Raw genomic sequence first — 17,210 nt, 5'->3', positions numbered from 1 at the left:
ACGCGCATCAGCGACATGCTGACATGCTCCCCCGAAAACAACGGGTGCGAATTATATAGAAATTCGCACCCGTTGCCAAACGGATTTTGTAGTTTATTTAATCAGCCTTTTTCAACTTGACTAAAATCAAGTTCAACAGGCGTAGAACGACCAAAGATCATCACTGATACTTTCACGCGGCTCTTGTCATAATCCACTTCTTCAACGGTGCCGTTAAAGTCAGCAAATGGACCATCACACACACGTACCACTTCACCAGGCTCAAATATGGTTCTATGAGTCGGTGACGCTGTCGTTTCTTGTAAGCGACGCAGAATTGCATCAGCTTCTTTATCTGAAATTGGGGCAGGACGATCAGACGTTCCGCCAATAAAGCCTAAAACACGCGGGATGCTTTTGACTAAATGCCAGCTGTCATCGTTCATTTCCATCTGGACTAACACATAGCCAGGGAAAAACTTACGTTCGCTCTTGCGACGCTGACCTGCACGCATTTCGATGACTTCTTCAGTCGGAACCAATACTTCACCGAAGTATGCTTCCATGCCATGCATTTTAATATATTCAATCAGTGACTTACAAACTCGGCCTTCATAGCCTGAGAATGCCTGCACTACATACCATCTTTTTTTAGCTTCTTTAGCTTCAGTCATTCGAGGTGCCTATACGCCAGTGATAAAATTGACAATTCGCATTAACACAGCATCCATACCCCAAAGGATAAGAGCTAAGATACCTGTTGCTGCAAGGACAATAAAAGTGGTGTTTAGCGCTTCTTGACGCGTCGGCCATACAACCTTGCGCACTTCGATATGCGCTTCACGGGCAAAAGCTAACGCTTTTTTACCTTTTACAGTCTGAAGCGCAATAAAACCAGCAATAGCGAATGCAACGATAACACTAAGCGCACGTATGACGGCACTGGCTTCGCTATACATTTGATTGCCAATAACAGCAGCGGCTAGCAATACAATCACTAAACCCCACTTCACGATATCCAGAGAATTGTTCTGGTTTTCAGTATTTGTTGTCATCGGTTTTTCCGTTACTCAATACGGCCTGAGCTTAGAGCACATTAATTGACGGGCATAATCCCACATCACTCTGCATTTCCGAACACCCTTAGAAACGCAAAATAGCATAAGCTCAGGGTCAAAAATCGGCCATAGATTGTATTCTTATTCGACTTTGTAAGCAAGGATGCGAATCCCATGCAAACCACAAAACCTATGAAATAATCCACTTAAACAAAAAAGGAAGCCGAAGCTTCCTTTTCAAACTAATCTCTATCGCAATTAAGCGATGATTTTAGCTACTACACCAGCACCAACTGTACGACCACCTTCACGGATTGCGAAGCGTAAACCTTCGTCCATCGCGATTGGGCAAATCAGAGTCACTACCATTTTGATGTTATCGCCAGGCATTACCATCTCTACGCCTTCTGGCAGTTCGATAGTACCGGTTACGTCAGTTGTACGGAAGTAGAACTGTGGACGGTAGCCTTTGAAGAATGGAGTGTGACGTCCGCCTTCTTCTTTTGACAGAACGTAAACTTCTGATTCAAAAGTCGTGTGTGGGTTGATTGAACCTGGTTTAGCCAATACTTGACCACGTTCTACGTCATCACGCTTAGTACCACGTAATAACACACCACAGTTCTCGCCTGCACGACCTTCGTCAAGCAGTTTACGGAACATTTCTACACCAGTACACGTTGTTTTAGTCGTTGTGCGAACACCAACGATTTCAACTTCGTCACCCACTTTAACAATACCACGCTCAACACGACCAGTAACTACTGTACCACGGCCTGAAATTGAGAATACGTCTTCGATTGGCAGTAGGAACGGCTTATCGATGTCACGTTGTGGTTCTGGAATGTAAGAATCCAGTGCTGCGGCTAATTCAAGGATCTTAGCTTCCCACTCTGGTTGACCTTCTAGGGCCTTCAGAGCTGAACCTTGGATTACTGGTAAATCATCACCTGGGAAATCGTATTCTGACAGAAGTTCACGCACTTCCATTTCAACCAATTCCAGTAACTCTTCGTCATCTACCATGTCACATTTGTTCATGAACACGATGATGAAAGGTACGCCAACCTGACGAGAAAGCAGGATGTGCTCACGAGTCTGTGGCATTGGACCGTCTGTAGAGGCAACTACTAGAATCGCGCCGTCCATCTGTGCAGCACCAGTGATCATGTTTTTAACATAGTCAGCGTGGCCTGGGCAGTCTACGTGTGCGTAGTGACGTGAAGGCGTGTCATATTCGATGTGAGAGGTATTGATCGTAATACCGCGCTCACGCTCTTCTGGAGCGTTATCGATTTGAGAGAAGTCTTTAGCTTCGCCACCGTAGGTCTTAGCCAGTACGTGAGAGATAGCTGCAGTCAGTGTGGTTTTACCATGGTCAACGTGACCAATGGTGCCCACGTTTACATGGGGCTTAATACGTTCAAATTTAGCTTTAGCCATGGTAATGCCTCAGTCCAAGATTCTTGGTGATGAAAACTAACATATAGAAAAAATCCGATGCATTAAAATGACATCGAACCGATTATGTTTAGGCGTAGGAGCTAAATTTAGAGAGGCTGGTGCTGATAGGCAGATTCGAACTGCCGACCTCACCCTTACCAAGGGTGTGCTCTACCAACTGAGCCATATCAGCAACTAATTTGGAGCGGACAGCGGGAATCGAACCCGCGTTATCAGCTTGGAAGGCTGGAGTAATACCATTATACGATGTCCGCGCAACCTAACTAAGGCTACCTAACTACCTAGAAAAAAGTGGTGGAGGGAGAAGGATTCGAACCTTCGAAGGCTGAGCCGTCAGATTTACAGTCTGATCCCTTTGGCCACTCGGGAACCCCTCCACAGAAAATGGTGCCGGCACCAAGAGTCGAACTCGGGACCTACTGATTACAAGTCAGTTGCTCTACCAACTGAGCTATGCCGGCATTATCATTTCGGAACGGGATATTAGGTAAATGCGCTCCCAAGTGCAAGTAAAAAACGCCTATTTACGTAAAAAAAGCGCTTGAACGGTGTTTTTTTACACGTTATGCAACTTTGACGGCCAATTAAACAGCGAATACATCAAACGGTAACGGAAACACGACTGCAATCACCCATTTAGTATTGTTCCAAATAATCTCATAGTGTACTGTGCCTTTCCTAAGCTGAGGAAAGCCAATGACTTCTAAAAATTCAATTCAAAAAGCACTCTATCTCGCCTTCGAGCGCCTGCAATGGTCTGAGTTACGAGATTCAGTGCCGTTGACACTGAGTGAGCAAGACTTGGAGAACCTTAGAGGCATAAATGAAAAGATTTCCTTATCGGAAGTGACCGATATTTATCTTCCCCTTAGCCGGCTACTGAATTTGATCGTTAAAGCTAAGCAACAACGAGGCTTAGTGGTTGATGAATTCCTCGGTCAAAAACCATCAAAAAGTCCTTACATCATTAGTATTGCTGGTAGTGTCGCCGTCGGAAAGAGCACCACAGCACGTATTTTGCAAGCTTTACTACGGCACTGGCCTGAACACCCAAAAGTTGATTTGGTGACAACAGATGGTTTTTTGTATCCTCTGGCGGACTTAAAACGTAAAGGACTATTACAGCGTAAGGGATTTCCAGAAAGTTACGATATGAAAATGCTGGTTGAGTTTATCTCCGCCGTGAAATCCGGTCAGCCACATGTCAAAGCCCCTATCTATTCACACGTCACCTATGACCGCGTTAAGAATCAGCACCAAACGGTTTCTCAACCAGACATCTTAATTTTAGAAGGCTTAAATGTACTACAAACAGGACTCGACTCCCCCGTTGATACCCGTCGTCCTTTTGTCTCCGATTTTGTCGACTTTTCTATTTATGTCGATGCAGAAGAACCTTTGCTAAAACAATGGTATAAAGAACGATTTTTGCAGTTCCGCTCTGGTGCATTCAGTGACAAAAAATCTTATTTTCATCACTATTCGACGCTAACCGATGATGAGGCCAATACGATTGCCGCCAATATTTGGGACACAATCAATGGTCCAAACCTACAACTTAACATTCAACCGACCCGTGAAAGAGCCCATTTGATCCTGCAGAAAGGTCAGGATCATTTAATGTCCCACGTGCTAATGCGCAAATAGCCTTATGTAAAATTGACTCTTGGGTACTTAGCGTGCCCTTAAGCTAATTTCACCGCCGATAAATGCTTGAACACCGTCGGCGGTTTCGAGCAATACTGCACCTTGCTCATCAACGCCACGACAAATTCCTTCGACAGACTTTTCCCCCATAAGCAAACGTATTTCACGGCCATAAAATAAGTCCGCAGCTTGCCAACGAGTCTTGAATGCAGCTAATCCTTCACGCTCAAATAGCTGAATATCACGCTTAAGCTGCTTCTGTAATGCAATAACAAGCGCCGTCTTGTCAGGCATGTCGACCAACTCTGACAAATCACTCCAAGGCTGATCGATACCTTTACCTTGTTCCTCTGACATAGTCATATTGACACCAACACCTATGATAAGCTGGCACAGGCTATCAGCCTGACCCGACATCTCAATCAAGATCCCGGCAAGCTTCTTGTTATCCAAATAGATGTCATTGGGCCACTTAACACCAATATTCTCGACGCCAAAAGATTTAAGCACTTCAACCAATGTACAGGCCACCGCTAAACTTAATCCCATTGCCTGCGCCATTCCCTGCGGGAAAGTCCAAAACAGCGAGAAATATAAGTGATGCCCATAGGGCGACACCCAAGTTCGGCCTCGACGACCACGACCTGCGGATTGATACTCTGCCACACACACATCACCATTCTTCAATTCAGTAATATGGTCCAGCAAAAAACCGTTGGTGCTTGCTATCTCATCAAAGTAAAAGCAACGATTATCAATTGATTGCACTAAACGTGAAGCATCAATCAAAGAAATAGGATTCGCTAACTTATAGCCGCGACCTTTGACGCTATAAATTGCCACACCATAGGTTTCTAGCGCATCGATATGCTTATTCACTGCGGCACGCGAAATCCCAAGTTCAGTAGCTAACTGCTCGCCAGAAACAAATTGTCCGCTAGATAATAAAGCTAATATCTGGCGTTTTCTTCCCCAATGTTCAAACATGCAAATCTCCTTCGCCATTAGCCCCGATGATTCTAGGCTCGGCTTCTAGCACAACACCAAATTTATCCTGTACTTGCGCAATAACATACAGCGCTAGGCGGCAAATATCATGCCCCGTTGCTCCGCCTCGATTCACTAACACTAAGGCTTGCTTGTCATGCACTGCCACATTGCCGAGCACAAAACCTTTCAGTCCCGCTTGTTCAATCAACCAGCCTGCAGCCAATTTCACTGTTGCATCCGCTTGTGCGTAGCCCACTATCGTCGGAAAACGCTGTGCTAAATCTAGATAACAGGCTGCGCTTACAATGGGGTTTTTAAAGAAACTGCCTGCATTGCCGAGCACTGCGGGATCAGGAAGCTTTTCACTTCGTACTTGGCATACGCGCTCAAAAATCTCATGTGCTGTAACGGTTGCAGGATCAAACGATTGCAATGGACCATAGGCCAAACGCGGTTGCCAACGTTTAGCTAAGCGCAGCCCAACAGCTGTGACTACAGCGAGATTGCACAATTTGTCTTTGAAAATAGACTCACGGTAAGCAAATTGACACTCAGCTGTGCTGATGCGCACAAACTCACCTGAGGGTAAATCAAGATACTCAACCCAATCACACACATCACATAGTTCAACACCATAAGCGCCAATATTCTGAATAGGTGCTGCACCAACCGTCCCAGGAATTAATGCCATATTCTCCAGCCCAAACATGCCATGCTCGAGCGTAAACTGAATTAACTCGTGCCAATTCTCACCCGCCTCAACATCGAGATAAAACGCTTCTGTGTCTTCAGATACTTTTATCCCTTTCGATAAAATCCTGACAACTGTGCCGTTAAAGTCCTCCGTAAAGACCAGATTGCTACCACCACCAAGCACCAACATAGGCAATTGCTGTTGCCATAGTGGCAGACAGATCGCCTTAACAGCTTCTTTTGAGTGCGCCTCAACAAGTTCCGCGCAAGACTGGGCTAAACCAAAGGAATTAAATGATTGAAGGCTATGAGATAGAGACATGTGTTTGTTCAATGACGACAAAAACGTATTGTAACTGCTAAAAGCGAGGATTGCAGCTCATGCTAGAGAAGATGGCTGGATGAAGAACTGAGAGAAAAGCAGGAAAATCACTCCAATTAACAAATTGCGAATGCAAAAAAGCCAGCTTGTTCAGCTGGCTTCGTTACATCTCAATGAGATAATTAGGCGCTTGGCGATGACCTACTCTCACATGGGGAGACCCCACACTACCATCGGCGCGTTTGCGTTTCACTTCTGAGTTCGGGATGGGATCAGGTGGTTCCACAAGGCTATTGTCACCAAGCAAATTCTGTTTATTACCGTGTCCATCTCTGACTCACGTTAATAATAATTCGGAAAGCTGATTTGCTTTGTTTGAGTTCAAACTTTATCAAGTATCTGTATTCTGTCTAAGGCTTTCGTACGACCTCCATGGAAGGAGGAAGTGCTAGAAAATGTCTGGAACATTTTCAGTAAAACCCATCTGGGTTGTATGGTTAAGCCTCTCGAGTCATTAGTACATGTTAGCTCAACGCCTCACAACGCTTACACACCATGCCTATCAACGTCCTAGTCTCGAACGGCTCTTTAGAGGAATTAAATTCCTAGGGATGACTCATCTTAGGGCTCGCTTCCCGCTTAGATGCTTTCAGCGGTTATCGATTCCGAACGTAGCTACCGGGCAATGCCATTGGCATGACAACCCGAACACCAGCGGTTCGTCCACTCCGGTCCTCTCGTACTAGGAGCAGCTCCCTTCAATCATCCAACGCCCACGGCAGATAGGGACCGAACTGTCTCACGACGTTCTGAACCCAGCTCGCGTACCACTTTAAATGGCGAACAGCCATACCCTTGGGACCGACTTCAGCCCCGTGGGATGTGATGAGCCGACATCGAGGTGCCAAACACCGCCGTCGATATGAACTCTTGGGCGGTATCAGCCTGTTATCCCCCGGAGTACCTTTTATCCGTTGAGCGATGGCCCTTCCATTCAGAACCACCGGATCACTATGACCTACTTTTCGTACCTGCTCGACGTGTATGTCTCGCAGTTAAGCTGGCTTATGCCATTGCACTAACCGTACGATGTCCGACCGTACTTAGCCAACCTTCGTGCTCCTCCGTTACTCTTTGGGAGGAGACCGCCCCAGTCAAACTACCCACTGTGCACTGTCCCTAATCCCGATAAGGGACCTAGGTTAGAACATCAAAACTACAAGGGTGGTATTTCAAGGACGACTCCATCATGACTAGCGTCACAACTTCAAAGTCTCCCACCTATCCTACACATGTAGGTTCAATGTTCAGTGCCAAGCTATAGTAAAGGTTCACGGGGTCTTTCCGTCTAGCCGCGGGTATACGGCATCTTCACCGCAATTTCAACTTCACTGAGTCTCGGCTGGAGACAGCGTGGCCATCATTACGCCATTCGTGCAGGTCGGAACTTACCCGACAAGGAATTTCGCTACCTTAGGACCGTTATAGTTACGGCCGCCGTTTACGGGGCTTCGATCATGAGCTTCTCTTGCGATAACCCAATCAATTAACCTTCCGGCACCGGGCAGGCGTCACACCGTATACTTCCTCTTGCGAGTTTGCACAGTGCTGTGTTTTTGATAAACAGTTGCAGCCACCTGGTATCTGCGACTCCCGTCAGCTTAGAGAGCAAGTCTCATCACCAACAGGAGCGTACCTTCTCCCGAAGTTACGGTACCATTTTGCCTAGTTCCTTCAGCCGAGTTCTCTCAAGCGCCTTGGTATTCTCTACCCGACCACCTGTGTCGGTTTGGGGGTACGATTCCCACTAACCTGAAGCTTAGAAGATTTTCTCGGAAGCATGGCATCAACTACTTCAGTCCCTTAGGACCTCGTCATCAGCTCTCAGTGTGTACATTAAAGTACGTGTCCCCGGATTTGCCTAAGAACACCACCTACCACCTTAAACGCGGACTACCAACGCCGCGCTAGCCTAGCCTTCTCCGTCTCTCCATCGCAGTTAGCGGAAGTACAGAAATATTAATCTGTTTCCCATCGATTACGCCTTTCGGCCTCACCTTAGGGGTCGACTCACCCTGCCCCGATTAACGTTGGACAGGAACCCTTGGTCTTTCGGCGAGGGGGTTTTTCACCCCCTTTATCGTTACTCATGTCAGCATTCGCACTTCTGATACCTCCAGCGTGGGTTACCCCTTCACCTTCAACGGCTTACAGAACGCTCCTCTACCGCGCACAGTAAACTGTGCACCCGTAGCTTCGGTGACTAGCTTAGCCCCGTTACATCTTCCGCGCAGGCCGACTCGACTAGTGAGCTATTACGCTTTCTTTAAATGATGGCTGCTTCTAAGCCAACATCCTAGCTGTCTAAGCCTTCCCACATCGTTTCCCACTTAGCTAGTACTTTGGGACCTTAGCTGACGGTCTGGGTTGTTTCCCTTTTGACGACGGACGTTAGCACCCGCCGTCTGTCTCCCGAGTAGTACTCATTGGTATTCGGAGTTTGCAAAGGGTTGGTAAGTCGGGATGACCCCCTAGCCTTAACAGTGCTCTACCCCCAATGGTATTCGCTCGAGGCGCTACCTAAATAGCTTTCGAGGAGAACCAGATATCTCCCGGGTTTGATTGGCCTTTCACCCCCCAGCCACAAGTCATCCGCTAATTTTTTCAACATTAGTCGGTTCGGTCCTCCAGTTGATGTTACTCAACCTTCAACCTGCCCATGGCTAGATCACCGGGTTTCGGGTCTACACCTTGCAACTAAACGCGCAGTTAACACTCGGTTTCCCTACGGCTCCGCTATTCGCTTAACCTCGCTACAAAATGTAAGTCGCTGACCCATTATACAAAAGGTACGCAGTCACGGTCTCAAGAACCGCTCCCACTGCTTGTACGTATACGGTTTCAGGTTCTATTTCACTCCCCTCACAGGGGTTCTTTTCGCCTTTCCCTCACGGTACTGGTTCACTATCGGTCAGTCAGGAGTATTTAGCCTTGGAGGATGGTCCCCCCCATATTCAAACAGGATGTCACGTGTCCCGCCTTACTCGTTTTCATCAATGGTTAGTTTTTCATGTACGGGGCTATCACCCTGTGCCGCTGCGCTTTCCAACGCATTCCACTAACACCCCACTGACTTAAGGGCTAATCCCCGTTCGCTCGCCGCTACTAGGGGAATCTCGGTTGATTTCTTTTCCTAAGGGTACTTAGATGTTTCAGTTCCCCTCGTTCGCCTCGCAACACTATGTATTCATGTTGCGATAACAGCTTATGCTGCTGGGTTCCCCCATTCGGACATCGTTAGCTCAAATGCTTGTTACTAGCTCGCCAACGCTTTTCGCAAGTTACTACGTCCTTCATCGCCTCTGACTGCCAAGGCATCCACCGTATACGCTTAGTCGCTTAACCATACAACCCAAATGAGTTTCACTCACCTGAGTCGCATTGCGACCAGCTTGGTTTTACTTGTCTCACTTCTGACCAAAGAAGTGGACGCGCCTTAGACGTAAACTATTCAATAAAGAATAATTTACTTTTGAATATTCAAGACACTTAATAAAGTGTTTGAGAACTCATGTTCAATGCTTTCGCATTAAACGTTTTGTAATTAATCACATGACAGACTCATGCAATTAAATACTATCAGCTTTCCAAATTGTTAAAGAGCGGGCTTAAAAAAGCCAAAGATAATTTTTTAGTTTATCTTTGGCATCTCTATCCATAGTGCATATGCCTTATTACTTTTCAATAAAGTCAGAATAAGGTGTAAATGGTGGAGCTATGCGGGATCGAACCGCAGACCTCCTGCGTGCAAGGCAGGCGCTCTCCCAGCTGAGCTATAGCCCCATTTACATGCAGTGCGAGTAAGTAAGATGTTCCAAACCTCTAAAAGGATTGGTTTGCCAATCATTTCTTATCAAGGCGGACAGTGGCGACGTTTAGTTCACTAAACGAGTCACTTTCCAACGCTGAGAAGGAAGGATTGGTGGGTCAGAGTGGACTTGAACCACCGACCTCACCCTTATCAGGGGTGCGCTCTAACCAGCTGAGCTACAGACCCATCTTTGATAAACCTATTTAACTAGGTCTATCTTTTTACTCTTTCTTCTATCAAGCAAATCTGTGTGAACACTCAACAAACATTAAGTTAGTCGTATAGGTAAGGAGGTGATCCAGCCCCAGGTTCCCCTAGGGCTACCTTGTTACGACTTCACCCCAGTCATGAACCACAAAGTGGTGAGCGCCCCCCGAAGGTTAAGCTACCCACTTCTTTTGCAGCCCACTCCCATGGTGTGACGGGCGGTGTGTACAAGGCCCGGAACGTATTCACCGTGGCATTCTGATCCACGATTACTAGCGATTCCGACTTCATGGAGTCGAGTTGCAGACTCCAATCCGGACTACGACGAGCTTTGTGAGATTAGCTCCACCTCGCGGCTTTGCAACCCTCTGTACTCGCCATTGTAGCACGTGTGTAGCCCTACTCGTAAGGGCCATGATGACTTGACGTCGTCCCCACCTTCCTCCGGTTTATCACCGGCAGTCTCCCTAGAGTTCCCACCATTACGTGCTGGCAAATAAGGATAGGGGTTGCGCTCGTTGCGGGACTTAACCCAACATTTCACAACACGAGCTGACGACAGCCATGCAGCACCTGTCTCACGGTTCCCGAAGGCACTAAGCTATCTCTAGCGAATTCCGTGGATGTCAAGAGTAGGTAAGGTTCTTCGCGTTGCATCGAATTAAACCACATGCTCCACCGCTTGTGCGGGCCCCCGTCAATTCATTTGAGTTTTAACCTTGCGGCCGTACTCCCCGGGCGGTCTACTTAATGCGTTAGCTTGAGAGCCCAGTGTTCAAGACACCAAACTCCGAGTAGACATCGTTTACGGCGTGGACTACCAGGGTATCTAATCCTGTTTGCTCCCCACGCTTTCGTGCATGAGCGTCAGTCTTTGTCCAGGGGGCCGCCTTCGCCACCGGTATTCCTCCAGATCTCTACGCATTTCACCGCTACACTCGAATTCTACCCCCCTCTACAAGACTCTAGTTCGCCAGTTCGAAATGCTATTCCTAGGTTGAGCCCGTGGGCTTTCACATCTCGCTTAACAAACCGCCTGCGCACGCTTTACGCCCAGTAATTCCGATTAACGCTCGGACCCTCCGTATTACCGCGGCTGCTGGCACGGAGTTAGCCGGTCCTTCTTCTGTAGGTAACGTCACAGATGAGCCGTATTAAGACTCACCCTTTCCTCCCTACTGAAAGTGCTTTACAACCCGAAGGCCTTCTTCACACACGCGGCATGGCTGCATCAGGGTTTCCCCCATTGTGCAATATTCCCCACTGCTGCCTCCCGTAGGAGTCTGGGCCGTGTCTCAGTCCCAGTGTGGCTGATCATCCTCTCAGAACAGCTAGGGATCGTCGCCTTGGTGAGCCATTACCTCACCAACTAGCTAATCCCACCTAGGTTCATCCAATCGCGGAAGGCCCGAAGGTCCCCTCCTTTCCCCCGTAGGGCGTATGCGGTATTAGCAGTCGTTTCCAACTGTTATCCCCCTCGACTGGGCAGATCCCTAGGCATTACTCACCCGTCCGCCGCTCGCCACCTCAGGAGTAAACTCCCTTGTGCTGCCGCTCGACTTGCATGTGTTAGGCCTGCCGCCAGCGTTCAATCTGAGCCATGATCAAACTCTTCAATTAAAGTTTTGTTGCTTCCGTCTTGCGACTTCAGCGGCTCAATGAATTCTGATTTTTTGTTCCCACTTAAAAGCAGAAACAAACTGTACATATTACTATGAACACTCATTGTTACATTGATTTAAATTTTTGACTGCCAACCCGAAGGCTAAGCAGTTTCGATTAACTCAACACCTGTGAGTGTCCACACAGATTTGCTTGATAAATTGTTAAAGAGCGTTGACCACACACTGAGTTTTCAGCGGGTCAGGGCTGCGTATTCTACGCATTCCCGTTAGTGCGTCAAGTAGTTTTTTTCAACTTTCTCAACGCTCATCGTTTAGCTCGCTAATCGATGAACTGCATGGCTTTCTTTGCTTAACTTGCGTTACGCTGTCTGCCGTGTCAGTGGATGCGCATTATAGGGAGATTGAGAAAGTCCGCAAGGGCTTTTTATCGATCATTGAATCGCACGTCGATATTTTAAACGTTATGACCATTTTTTAGCTTATAAGCTCTATTTATCGGAGATAAGTAAGGTTTTTTATCTAATAATTGATAATTCACGCTCAATATTTCAGCAATGGTCTAGTGTAAAAGTAAATAATTCATTACCATATACTTGCTGTTAACAGTTATTTATCAATTTCCCATTCATCAGAGAGCATTCTTATGCAAAAGTCATTTCTTATTGTCTTGATTGTCGCCATTATTGGCGCAGTAGCACTATCTCAGTTCGCAACGCCATTATCAGCTATTGCTTTTGTCGCTGGCGCTATCATTGCAAGTCTTGTTTTTAAATTTGTTCCAGAGACTTCATCATCTCATGCTTCAGAAGAACAATATGTTGGCCCTACAATGACCTTATATGTAGGTAACCTGCCTTATCGTGTTCATGAGGGTGAAGTAAAAGTACTATTTGGCGAATTTGGTCCAGTAAACTCTGTGCGTTTAGTCAGAGATCGTAAAACGGGTCGTCGTAAAGGTTTTGGTTTTGTGGAGATGTCAGAATCAGGCGCTCAGAAAGCCATGGTTAAACTGAATGACTATAGTTTCCAAGAAAGAACCTTAAAAGTAAGAGAAGCAAAAACACAAGATTCGGAAGCTGCCGACCGTACAGGGACAGACGAGTAGCATTACCGCTTAAACTGTTTTGCTTTATTTTGTAATTTAGTTGGTTGTGGTGATTCGTTCGATAGTTGAAAAGCCACAATCAATTAATGTTGTTGTTAACCCTTCGCTGATTCCCACCTTAGTATAGAAAGCTTGCATCACTGACTCCCTTACTGCTTCTCTCTCATCTGTTACTCTGTGCTCTTCCACAATAAGATTCTGTTGCGTTAAAAGAGTAACAACTCGCTTTGCAATAGCAGCGCCAGAATCCATTAGTTTTACGCCCGCACCGAGCACTTGTTGTAATTCAGCTTTGATCATAGGGAAATGAGTGCAACCTAGTACCAGAACATCCAATTGTGCGGCAACGACTGGTGCCAGTAATTGTGCCAATCTATGCATATCCAACATTCCAGTCGCCACTTTTTGTTCTGCCATCATCACTAATTCAGAACACCCAAAGAGTTCGACATGGCAATCATCAGCAAATTGGCTGATGAGTTCATGGGTATAATGACGCTTAACTGTGCCAGGTGTAGCCAAGAGTCCAATACGTTTACTCTTAGACATTAGAGCGGCGGGTTTAATGGCAGGGACAACACCTACGATAGGGACAGAAAGATGCGCACGTAATGCCGGTAATACAACAGTACTTGCAGTATTGCAGGCAACGACCACTATCATTGCATTGGTACGAGCCACTAGATCGCATACTAATTCGACACAGCCAGAAATTAATACCTGCTCTTCCAGCTCCCCATAGGGCAACCTAGCGTTGTCGAAAAGATAGCAATAGTCGCTATGGGGCAAACTCTTGCGGATTTCAGCCAGTACAGATAGACCACCAATCCCAGAATCAAACACTAATATAGGTCGCGACAAGCGAATCTCCAGTTTCGGATATATAAATAAACTATACAGATTGGACGCATTAACGATTCGATGGCTGCTTTACCGACGGAATCCAGCCAAATACCATAGAACCACATTCAAGTGCGCGGATTTTCCCATAGCTTTGCGAAAACCGCAAAAGCAAGATACTGGACATTCGTGTCACCTAGTATAATATTTGCGCCCCAATTTACAGCAACGGTGAATCAAACAATGAACTTAGCAGCAATGGACCCTCAGACTTATGATGCGCAGTTAGAACACAAGCGTATCAAGCTAGAACAAGCCTTTGCCCAATTTGAAACACCGAGTGTTGAAGTTTTTGCCTCAGAGCCAGCTAACTACCGTATGCGCGCCGAATTCCGCATGTGGCATGATGGTGACGACTTATACTATTACATGTTCGATAAAGTATTGAATGAGAAAGTACGTTGCGATCAATACTTACCAGCTAGCGTACTCATCAATCAAATGATGTCGGCCTTAATCGCCGAGCTGAAACCGAATCCGAGTCTAAGGCACAAATTGTTCCAAGTGGATTTTTTGTCGACTTTAAGCGGCGAGATTTTAGTGTCTTTGCTTTATCACAGGCAGCTTGATGACCAATGGCGCGCCGATGCGGCTGCACTGAAAGCCAAGTTAAGTAGCCAGTTTAACGTCAACATCATCGGCCGTGCCCGTAAGCAAAAAATCGATTTAGATAAAGACTTTGTGGTTGAGTCATTACAAGTAAATGATAACACCTTCTTATATAAGCAAATCGAGAACAGCTTTACTCAACCCAATGCCAAAGTTTCCGTAAAAATGTTGGAGTGGGCTATCGATGCGACTCAAAACAGTAAGGGGGATTTACTCGAGCTCTACTGTGGTAATGGCAACTTCTCTATCGCACTGGCGCAAAACTTTAATCGCGTGTTGGCCACCGAACTAGCCAAGCCTTCAGTGGATGCAGCACAGTACAATATCGAAGTGAATGGTATTGATAATCTGCAGATTATTCGTATGTCAGCCGAAGACTTTAGCGATGCCATGGCGAAGAAACGCAGCTTTAGACGTTTAGAAGGTATCGATCTTGACAGCTATGTTTGCAACACCATTTTTGTCGACCCACCACGCGCGGGGATTGATCCTGATACGCTGGCGTTAGTCCAAGGTTATGAGCGGATTTTGTATATTTCCTGCAACCCTGAAACCTTAAAAGATAACCTGCAACAACTGAACGAAACCCATAGAGTGACCCGCTTTGCCTTGTTTGATCAGTTCCCTTACACAGATCACATGGAAACGGGTGTACTACTCGAGCGTCGTTAATCACTTCAGATACACTGAGCTCGACTGCATAACACTTAAACGTAAATTCGCTAAAAATAATGGAGCCTAAGGCTCCATTATTTTAGTAAATCTACATCTCACTCAGATTAGCGGTGTTCAACCTTATGCTGCAAAGCCTCGGCGCCTTTGGCGACCATGCGCAATTGCATGACTAATTGATCGGCAAGAATTTTGCGGTCAGCCCGTTTCATATCTAATGCTGAAGCGCCGGCATTAAACACCAGTGTCACTAAAGCTTCAGCCTGTGCACGAGCTAGCAAGGGGGTTCGCCCCGCTTTGGCTTCGGTATAATGAGCCAATTCAGAAATAAAATGCTCAATTTCGCGGGCAACTGCCGCACGGAATGCAGCCGAGGTTCCAGAGCGTTCATGCAATAAGATACGGAATACGTTTGGATTAGAATCAAGCACTTCCATAAAGGTATCAACGGAAATACGAATCACACTGCCACCCACTTCAGCTCGCTGACGGCCTTTACGCATCATCTGCCTTAGGGTTAACCCGCCCTCGTCAACCATAGTAAGACCGAGTTCGTTCATATCTTTAAAATGGCGATAAAAAGATGTCGGCGCGATATTAGCTTCCCGAGCAACCTCTCGCAAACTCAGACTTGAGAAACTGCGCTCAGCACTTAGCTGATTAAAGGCCGCATCGACTAAAGCTCTGCGAGTTTTCTCTTTTTGCTGTGCTCGAATACCCATTCTTAAATCCGCTAACTGAATGTAATAACGCGATAATACCGCTTTTAGGCATTAAACACAGCCCCATCGTCCTTGACCAAACAATATAGCTAAGCTAAATTAGCTTACAGATGTACGCTCAAAAGCGAATTTTGGAAACCTATAATGAAAAAACCCCCTATCATCTGGCTTAATGTCAGTCTGTTTGCCATCACTTTCCTCAGTGCGGTAATTTTAGTTCCATGGCGCGGTATTGTTCATGGCTATGGTGCCAGTGAATGGATCGCTTTTATTGTTTTAGCCTTTGCCAGTGGCCTGTCAATCACCGCGGGTTATCACAGACTCTGGTCACACAAGGCCTATAAAGCCCATCCGGCGGTGCGTTTTATATATGCCCTTGGTGGTGCTTTAGCATTACAAAACAGTGCATTGCACTGGGCATCTGATCACAGAGTCCACCACAAGCACGTAGATGATAACGACAAGGACCCGTACTCAGCCAAAATGGGATTCTGGTACAGTCATATCGGTTGGATGCTGCGTGAGTATCAGTCGCAACGCTATCACGATTATCAAAATGTGCGTGATCTGCAAAATGACCGCATTGTCATGTGGCAACACAAACATTACCTCACACTCGTGTTGCTGATGAACATTGGACTGCCAGTAATGCTTGGTTGGCTCAATGGTGACGTGCTGTCTATGTTATTGATGGCGGGTTTACTGCGTTTAGTGGTGGTGCATCACTGCACTTTCTTTATCAACTCTTTAGCCCACGTGTGGGGCAGTCAGCCTTATACCGATAAGAATACCGCCCGCGATAATGGCTTCTTGGCCATGTTGACCTACGGTGAGGGTTATCATAATTTCCATCATATTTTCGAAAATGACTATCGTAATGGCATTAAATGGTGGCACTACGATCCAACCAAATGGTTGATTAAGTCATTATCTTGGTTGGGATTAGCTAAGGATTTGCGTACGAGTCCACAGGAACGTATCGAGAGCGCACGCTTACAGATGCAGTTATTACGTACCAAGCGGAAGGTTAATAACCTACCTAATGCTGATGAAATTATTGAAAAAATCCAAGCAGAGTATGAGTTATTAAAGCTGCACTTAATGGATTACTATCAAGCACAGAAAACCTTGCTTGAGGCCAAGCGTAAACAACTTGTCGATCAGCAACTATTGCAACAAGTTGAAGAGCTAAAGGCGCGTTTCTTAGTCCAGCAAAAACATTGGCGCAGCCTGACCGCAACTTATAGCTAAGCCACAATTCTGCCCGAAAGTCATACGGCCACCTTGCATGGTGGCCGTATCTGATTATGATGATGCCTTAATCACTTAAATAGGCTGTTGAGATC

11 protein-coding genes, 6 tRNA genes and 3 rRNA genes are annotated in these 17,210 nt (G+C 46.3%); 4 read left to right on the top strand and 16 right to left on the bottom strand.

Annotation, left to right across the window (positions count from 1 at the left end; genetic code table 11):
• Positions 1 to 101 precede the first annotated feature (101 nt).
• From nusG to HQQ92_RS01295, 7 genes are all read right to left on the bottom strand, one after another.
• The gene (nusG, locus tag HQQ92_RS01325) at positions 102 to 653 is read right to left on the bottom strand and encodes a transcription termination/antitermination protein NusG (protein ID WP_105251029.1); all 552 of its coding nucleotides are present in this window, start codon (positions 651 to 653) and stop codon (positions 102 to 104) included.
• Between the two features lie 9 nt (positions 654 to 662).
• Positions 663 to 1,034 (bottom strand): preprotein translocase subunit SecE, encoded by a 372-nt coding sequence (secE, locus tag HQQ92_RS01320; RefSeq protein WP_006083613.1) that lies wholly within the window; start codon positions 1,032 to 1,034, stop codon positions 663 to 665.
• 261 nt (positions 1,035 to 1,295) lie between these two features.
• Positions 1,296 to 2,480, bottom strand: a complete 1,185-nt coding sequence (tuf, locus tag HQQ92_RS01315) for an elongation factor Tu (protein ID WP_105251028.1) — start codon at positions 2,478 to 2,480, stop codon at positions 1,296 to 1,298.
• Between the two features lie 117 nt (positions 2,481 to 2,597).
• A tRNA-Thr gene (locus HQQ92_RS01310) sits at positions 2,598 to 2,673 on the bottom strand.
• An 8-nt stretch (positions 2,674 to 2,681) separates the two neighbouring features.
• A tRNA-Gly gene (locus tag HQQ92_RS01305) sits at positions 2,682 to 2,755 on the bottom strand.
• Between the two features lie 38 nt (positions 2,756 to 2,793).
• A tRNA-Tyr gene (locus HQQ92_RS01300) sits at positions 2,794 to 2,878 on the bottom strand.
• Between the two features lie 8 nt (positions 2,879 to 2,886).
• Positions 2,887 to 2,962: transfer RNA gene (locus tag HQQ92_RS01295), tRNA-Thr, on the bottom strand.
• Positions 2,963 to 3,197: 235 nt separating this feature from the next.
• On the opposite strand from HQQ92_RS01295, the gene coaA reads away from it, so the two are divergent.
• Positions 3,198 to 4,148: a type I pantothenate kinase gene (gene coaA, locus HQQ92_RS01290; RefSeq protein WP_105251027.1), complete on the top strand. Its 951-nt coding sequence runs from the start codon at positions 3,198 to 3,200 to the stop codon at positions 4,146 to 4,148.
• A 27-nt stretch (positions 4,149 to 4,175) separates the two neighbouring features.
• On the opposite strand, the gene birA is transcribed toward coaA, so the two are convergent.
• From birA to HQQ92_RS01255, 7 genes are all read right to left on the bottom strand, one after another.
• Positions 4,176 to 5,135, bottom strand: coding sequence for a bifunctional biotin--[acetyl-CoA-carboxylase] ligase/biotin operon repressor BirA (gene birA / locus HQQ92_RS01285; RefSeq protein WP_173242621.1), 960 nt, complete (start codon positions 5,133 to 5,135; stop codon positions 4,176 to 4,178).
• Positions 5,128 to 6,153, bottom strand: coding sequence for a UDP-N-acetylmuramate dehydrogenase (gene murB, locus HQQ92_RS01280; protein WP_173242619.1), 1,026 nt, complete (start codon positions 6,151 to 6,153; stop codon positions 5,128 to 5,130). The genes birA and murB overlap by 8 nt, the downstream gene beginning before the upstream one ends.
• A gap of 188 nt (positions 6,154 to 6,341) precedes the next feature.
• Positions 6,342 to 6,457 (bottom strand): 5S ribosomal RNA (gene rrf, locus HQQ92_RS01275).
• Between the two features lie 189 nt (positions 6,458 to 6,646).
• A 23S ribosomal RNA gene (locus HQQ92_RS01270) occupies positions 6,647 to 9,558 on the bottom strand.
• Positions 9,559 to 9,920: 362 nt separating this feature from the next.
• A tRNA-Ala gene (locus tag HQQ92_RS01265) sits at positions 9,921 to 9,996 on the bottom strand.
• 137 nt (positions 9,997 to 10,133) lie between these two features.
• Positions 10,134 to 10,210: transfer RNA gene (locus HQQ92_RS01260), tRNA-Ile, on the bottom strand.
• 100 nt (positions 10,211 to 10,310) lie between these two features.
• A 16S ribosomal RNA gene (locus HQQ92_RS01255) occupies positions 10,311 to 11,851 on the bottom strand.
• The 16S, 23S and 5S rRNA genes sit together here with 2 tRNA genes alongside, the layout of an rRNA operon.
• 648 nt (positions 11,852 to 12,499) lie before the next feature.
• On the opposite strand from HQQ92_RS01255, the gene HQQ92_RS01250 reads away from it, so the two are divergent.
• On the top strand, positions 12,500 to 12,961 hold the full coding sequence (locus tag HQQ92_RS01250; RefSeq protein WP_113941557.1) for an RNA-binding protein: 462 nt from the start codon (positions 12,500 to 12,502) through the stop codon (positions 12,959 to 12,961).
• 36 nt (positions 12,962 to 12,997) lie between these two features.
• On the opposite strand, the gene murI is transcribed toward HQQ92_RS01250, so the two are convergent.
• Positions 12,998 to 13,822, bottom strand: a complete 825-nt coding sequence (murI, locus tag HQQ92_RS01245; RefSeq protein WP_173242618.1) for a glutamate racemase — start codon at positions 13,820 to 13,822, stop codon at positions 12,998 to 13,000.
• Positions 13,823 to 14,044: 222 nt separating this feature from the next.
• On the opposite strand from murI, the gene trmA reads away from it, so the two are divergent.
• Complete coding sequence (gene trmA, locus HQQ92_RS01240) at positions 14,045 to 15,142, top strand: tRNA (uridine(54)-C5)-methyltransferase TrmA (RefSeq protein WP_173242616.1); 1,098 nt, start codon at positions 14,045 to 14,047, stop codon at positions 15,140 to 15,142.
• Between the two features lie 107 nt (positions 15,143 to 15,249).
• Here the strand turns inward: trmA and fabR are convergent, their stop codons facing one another.
• On the bottom strand, positions 15,250 to 15,864 hold the full coding sequence (fabR, locus tag HQQ92_RS01235) for an HTH-type transcriptional repressor FabR (protein ID WP_105251021.1): 615 nt from the start codon (positions 15,862 to 15,864) through the stop codon (positions 15,250 to 15,252).
• A gap of 144 nt (positions 15,865 to 16,008) precedes the next feature.
• On the opposite strand from fabR, the gene HQQ92_RS01230 reads away from it, so the two are divergent.
• The gene (locus HQQ92_RS01230; RefSeq protein ID WP_173242614.1) at positions 16,009 to 17,115 is read left to right on the top strand and encodes a fatty acid desaturase; all 1,107 of its coding nucleotides are present in this window, start codon (positions 16,009 to 16,011) and stop codon (positions 17,113 to 17,115) included.
• Positions 17,116 to 17,210 lie beyond the last annotated feature (95 nt).

Source organism: Shewanella sp. DC2-4, assembly GCF_013248875.1.
Taxonomy (GTDB): Bacteria; Pseudomonadota; Gammaproteobacteria; order Enterobacterales; family Shewanellaceae; genus Shewanella; species Shewanella oncorhynchi.
Note: the sequence above shows the minus strand (reverse complement) of the source record. Positions and strands in the feature narration are given on the sequence as shown.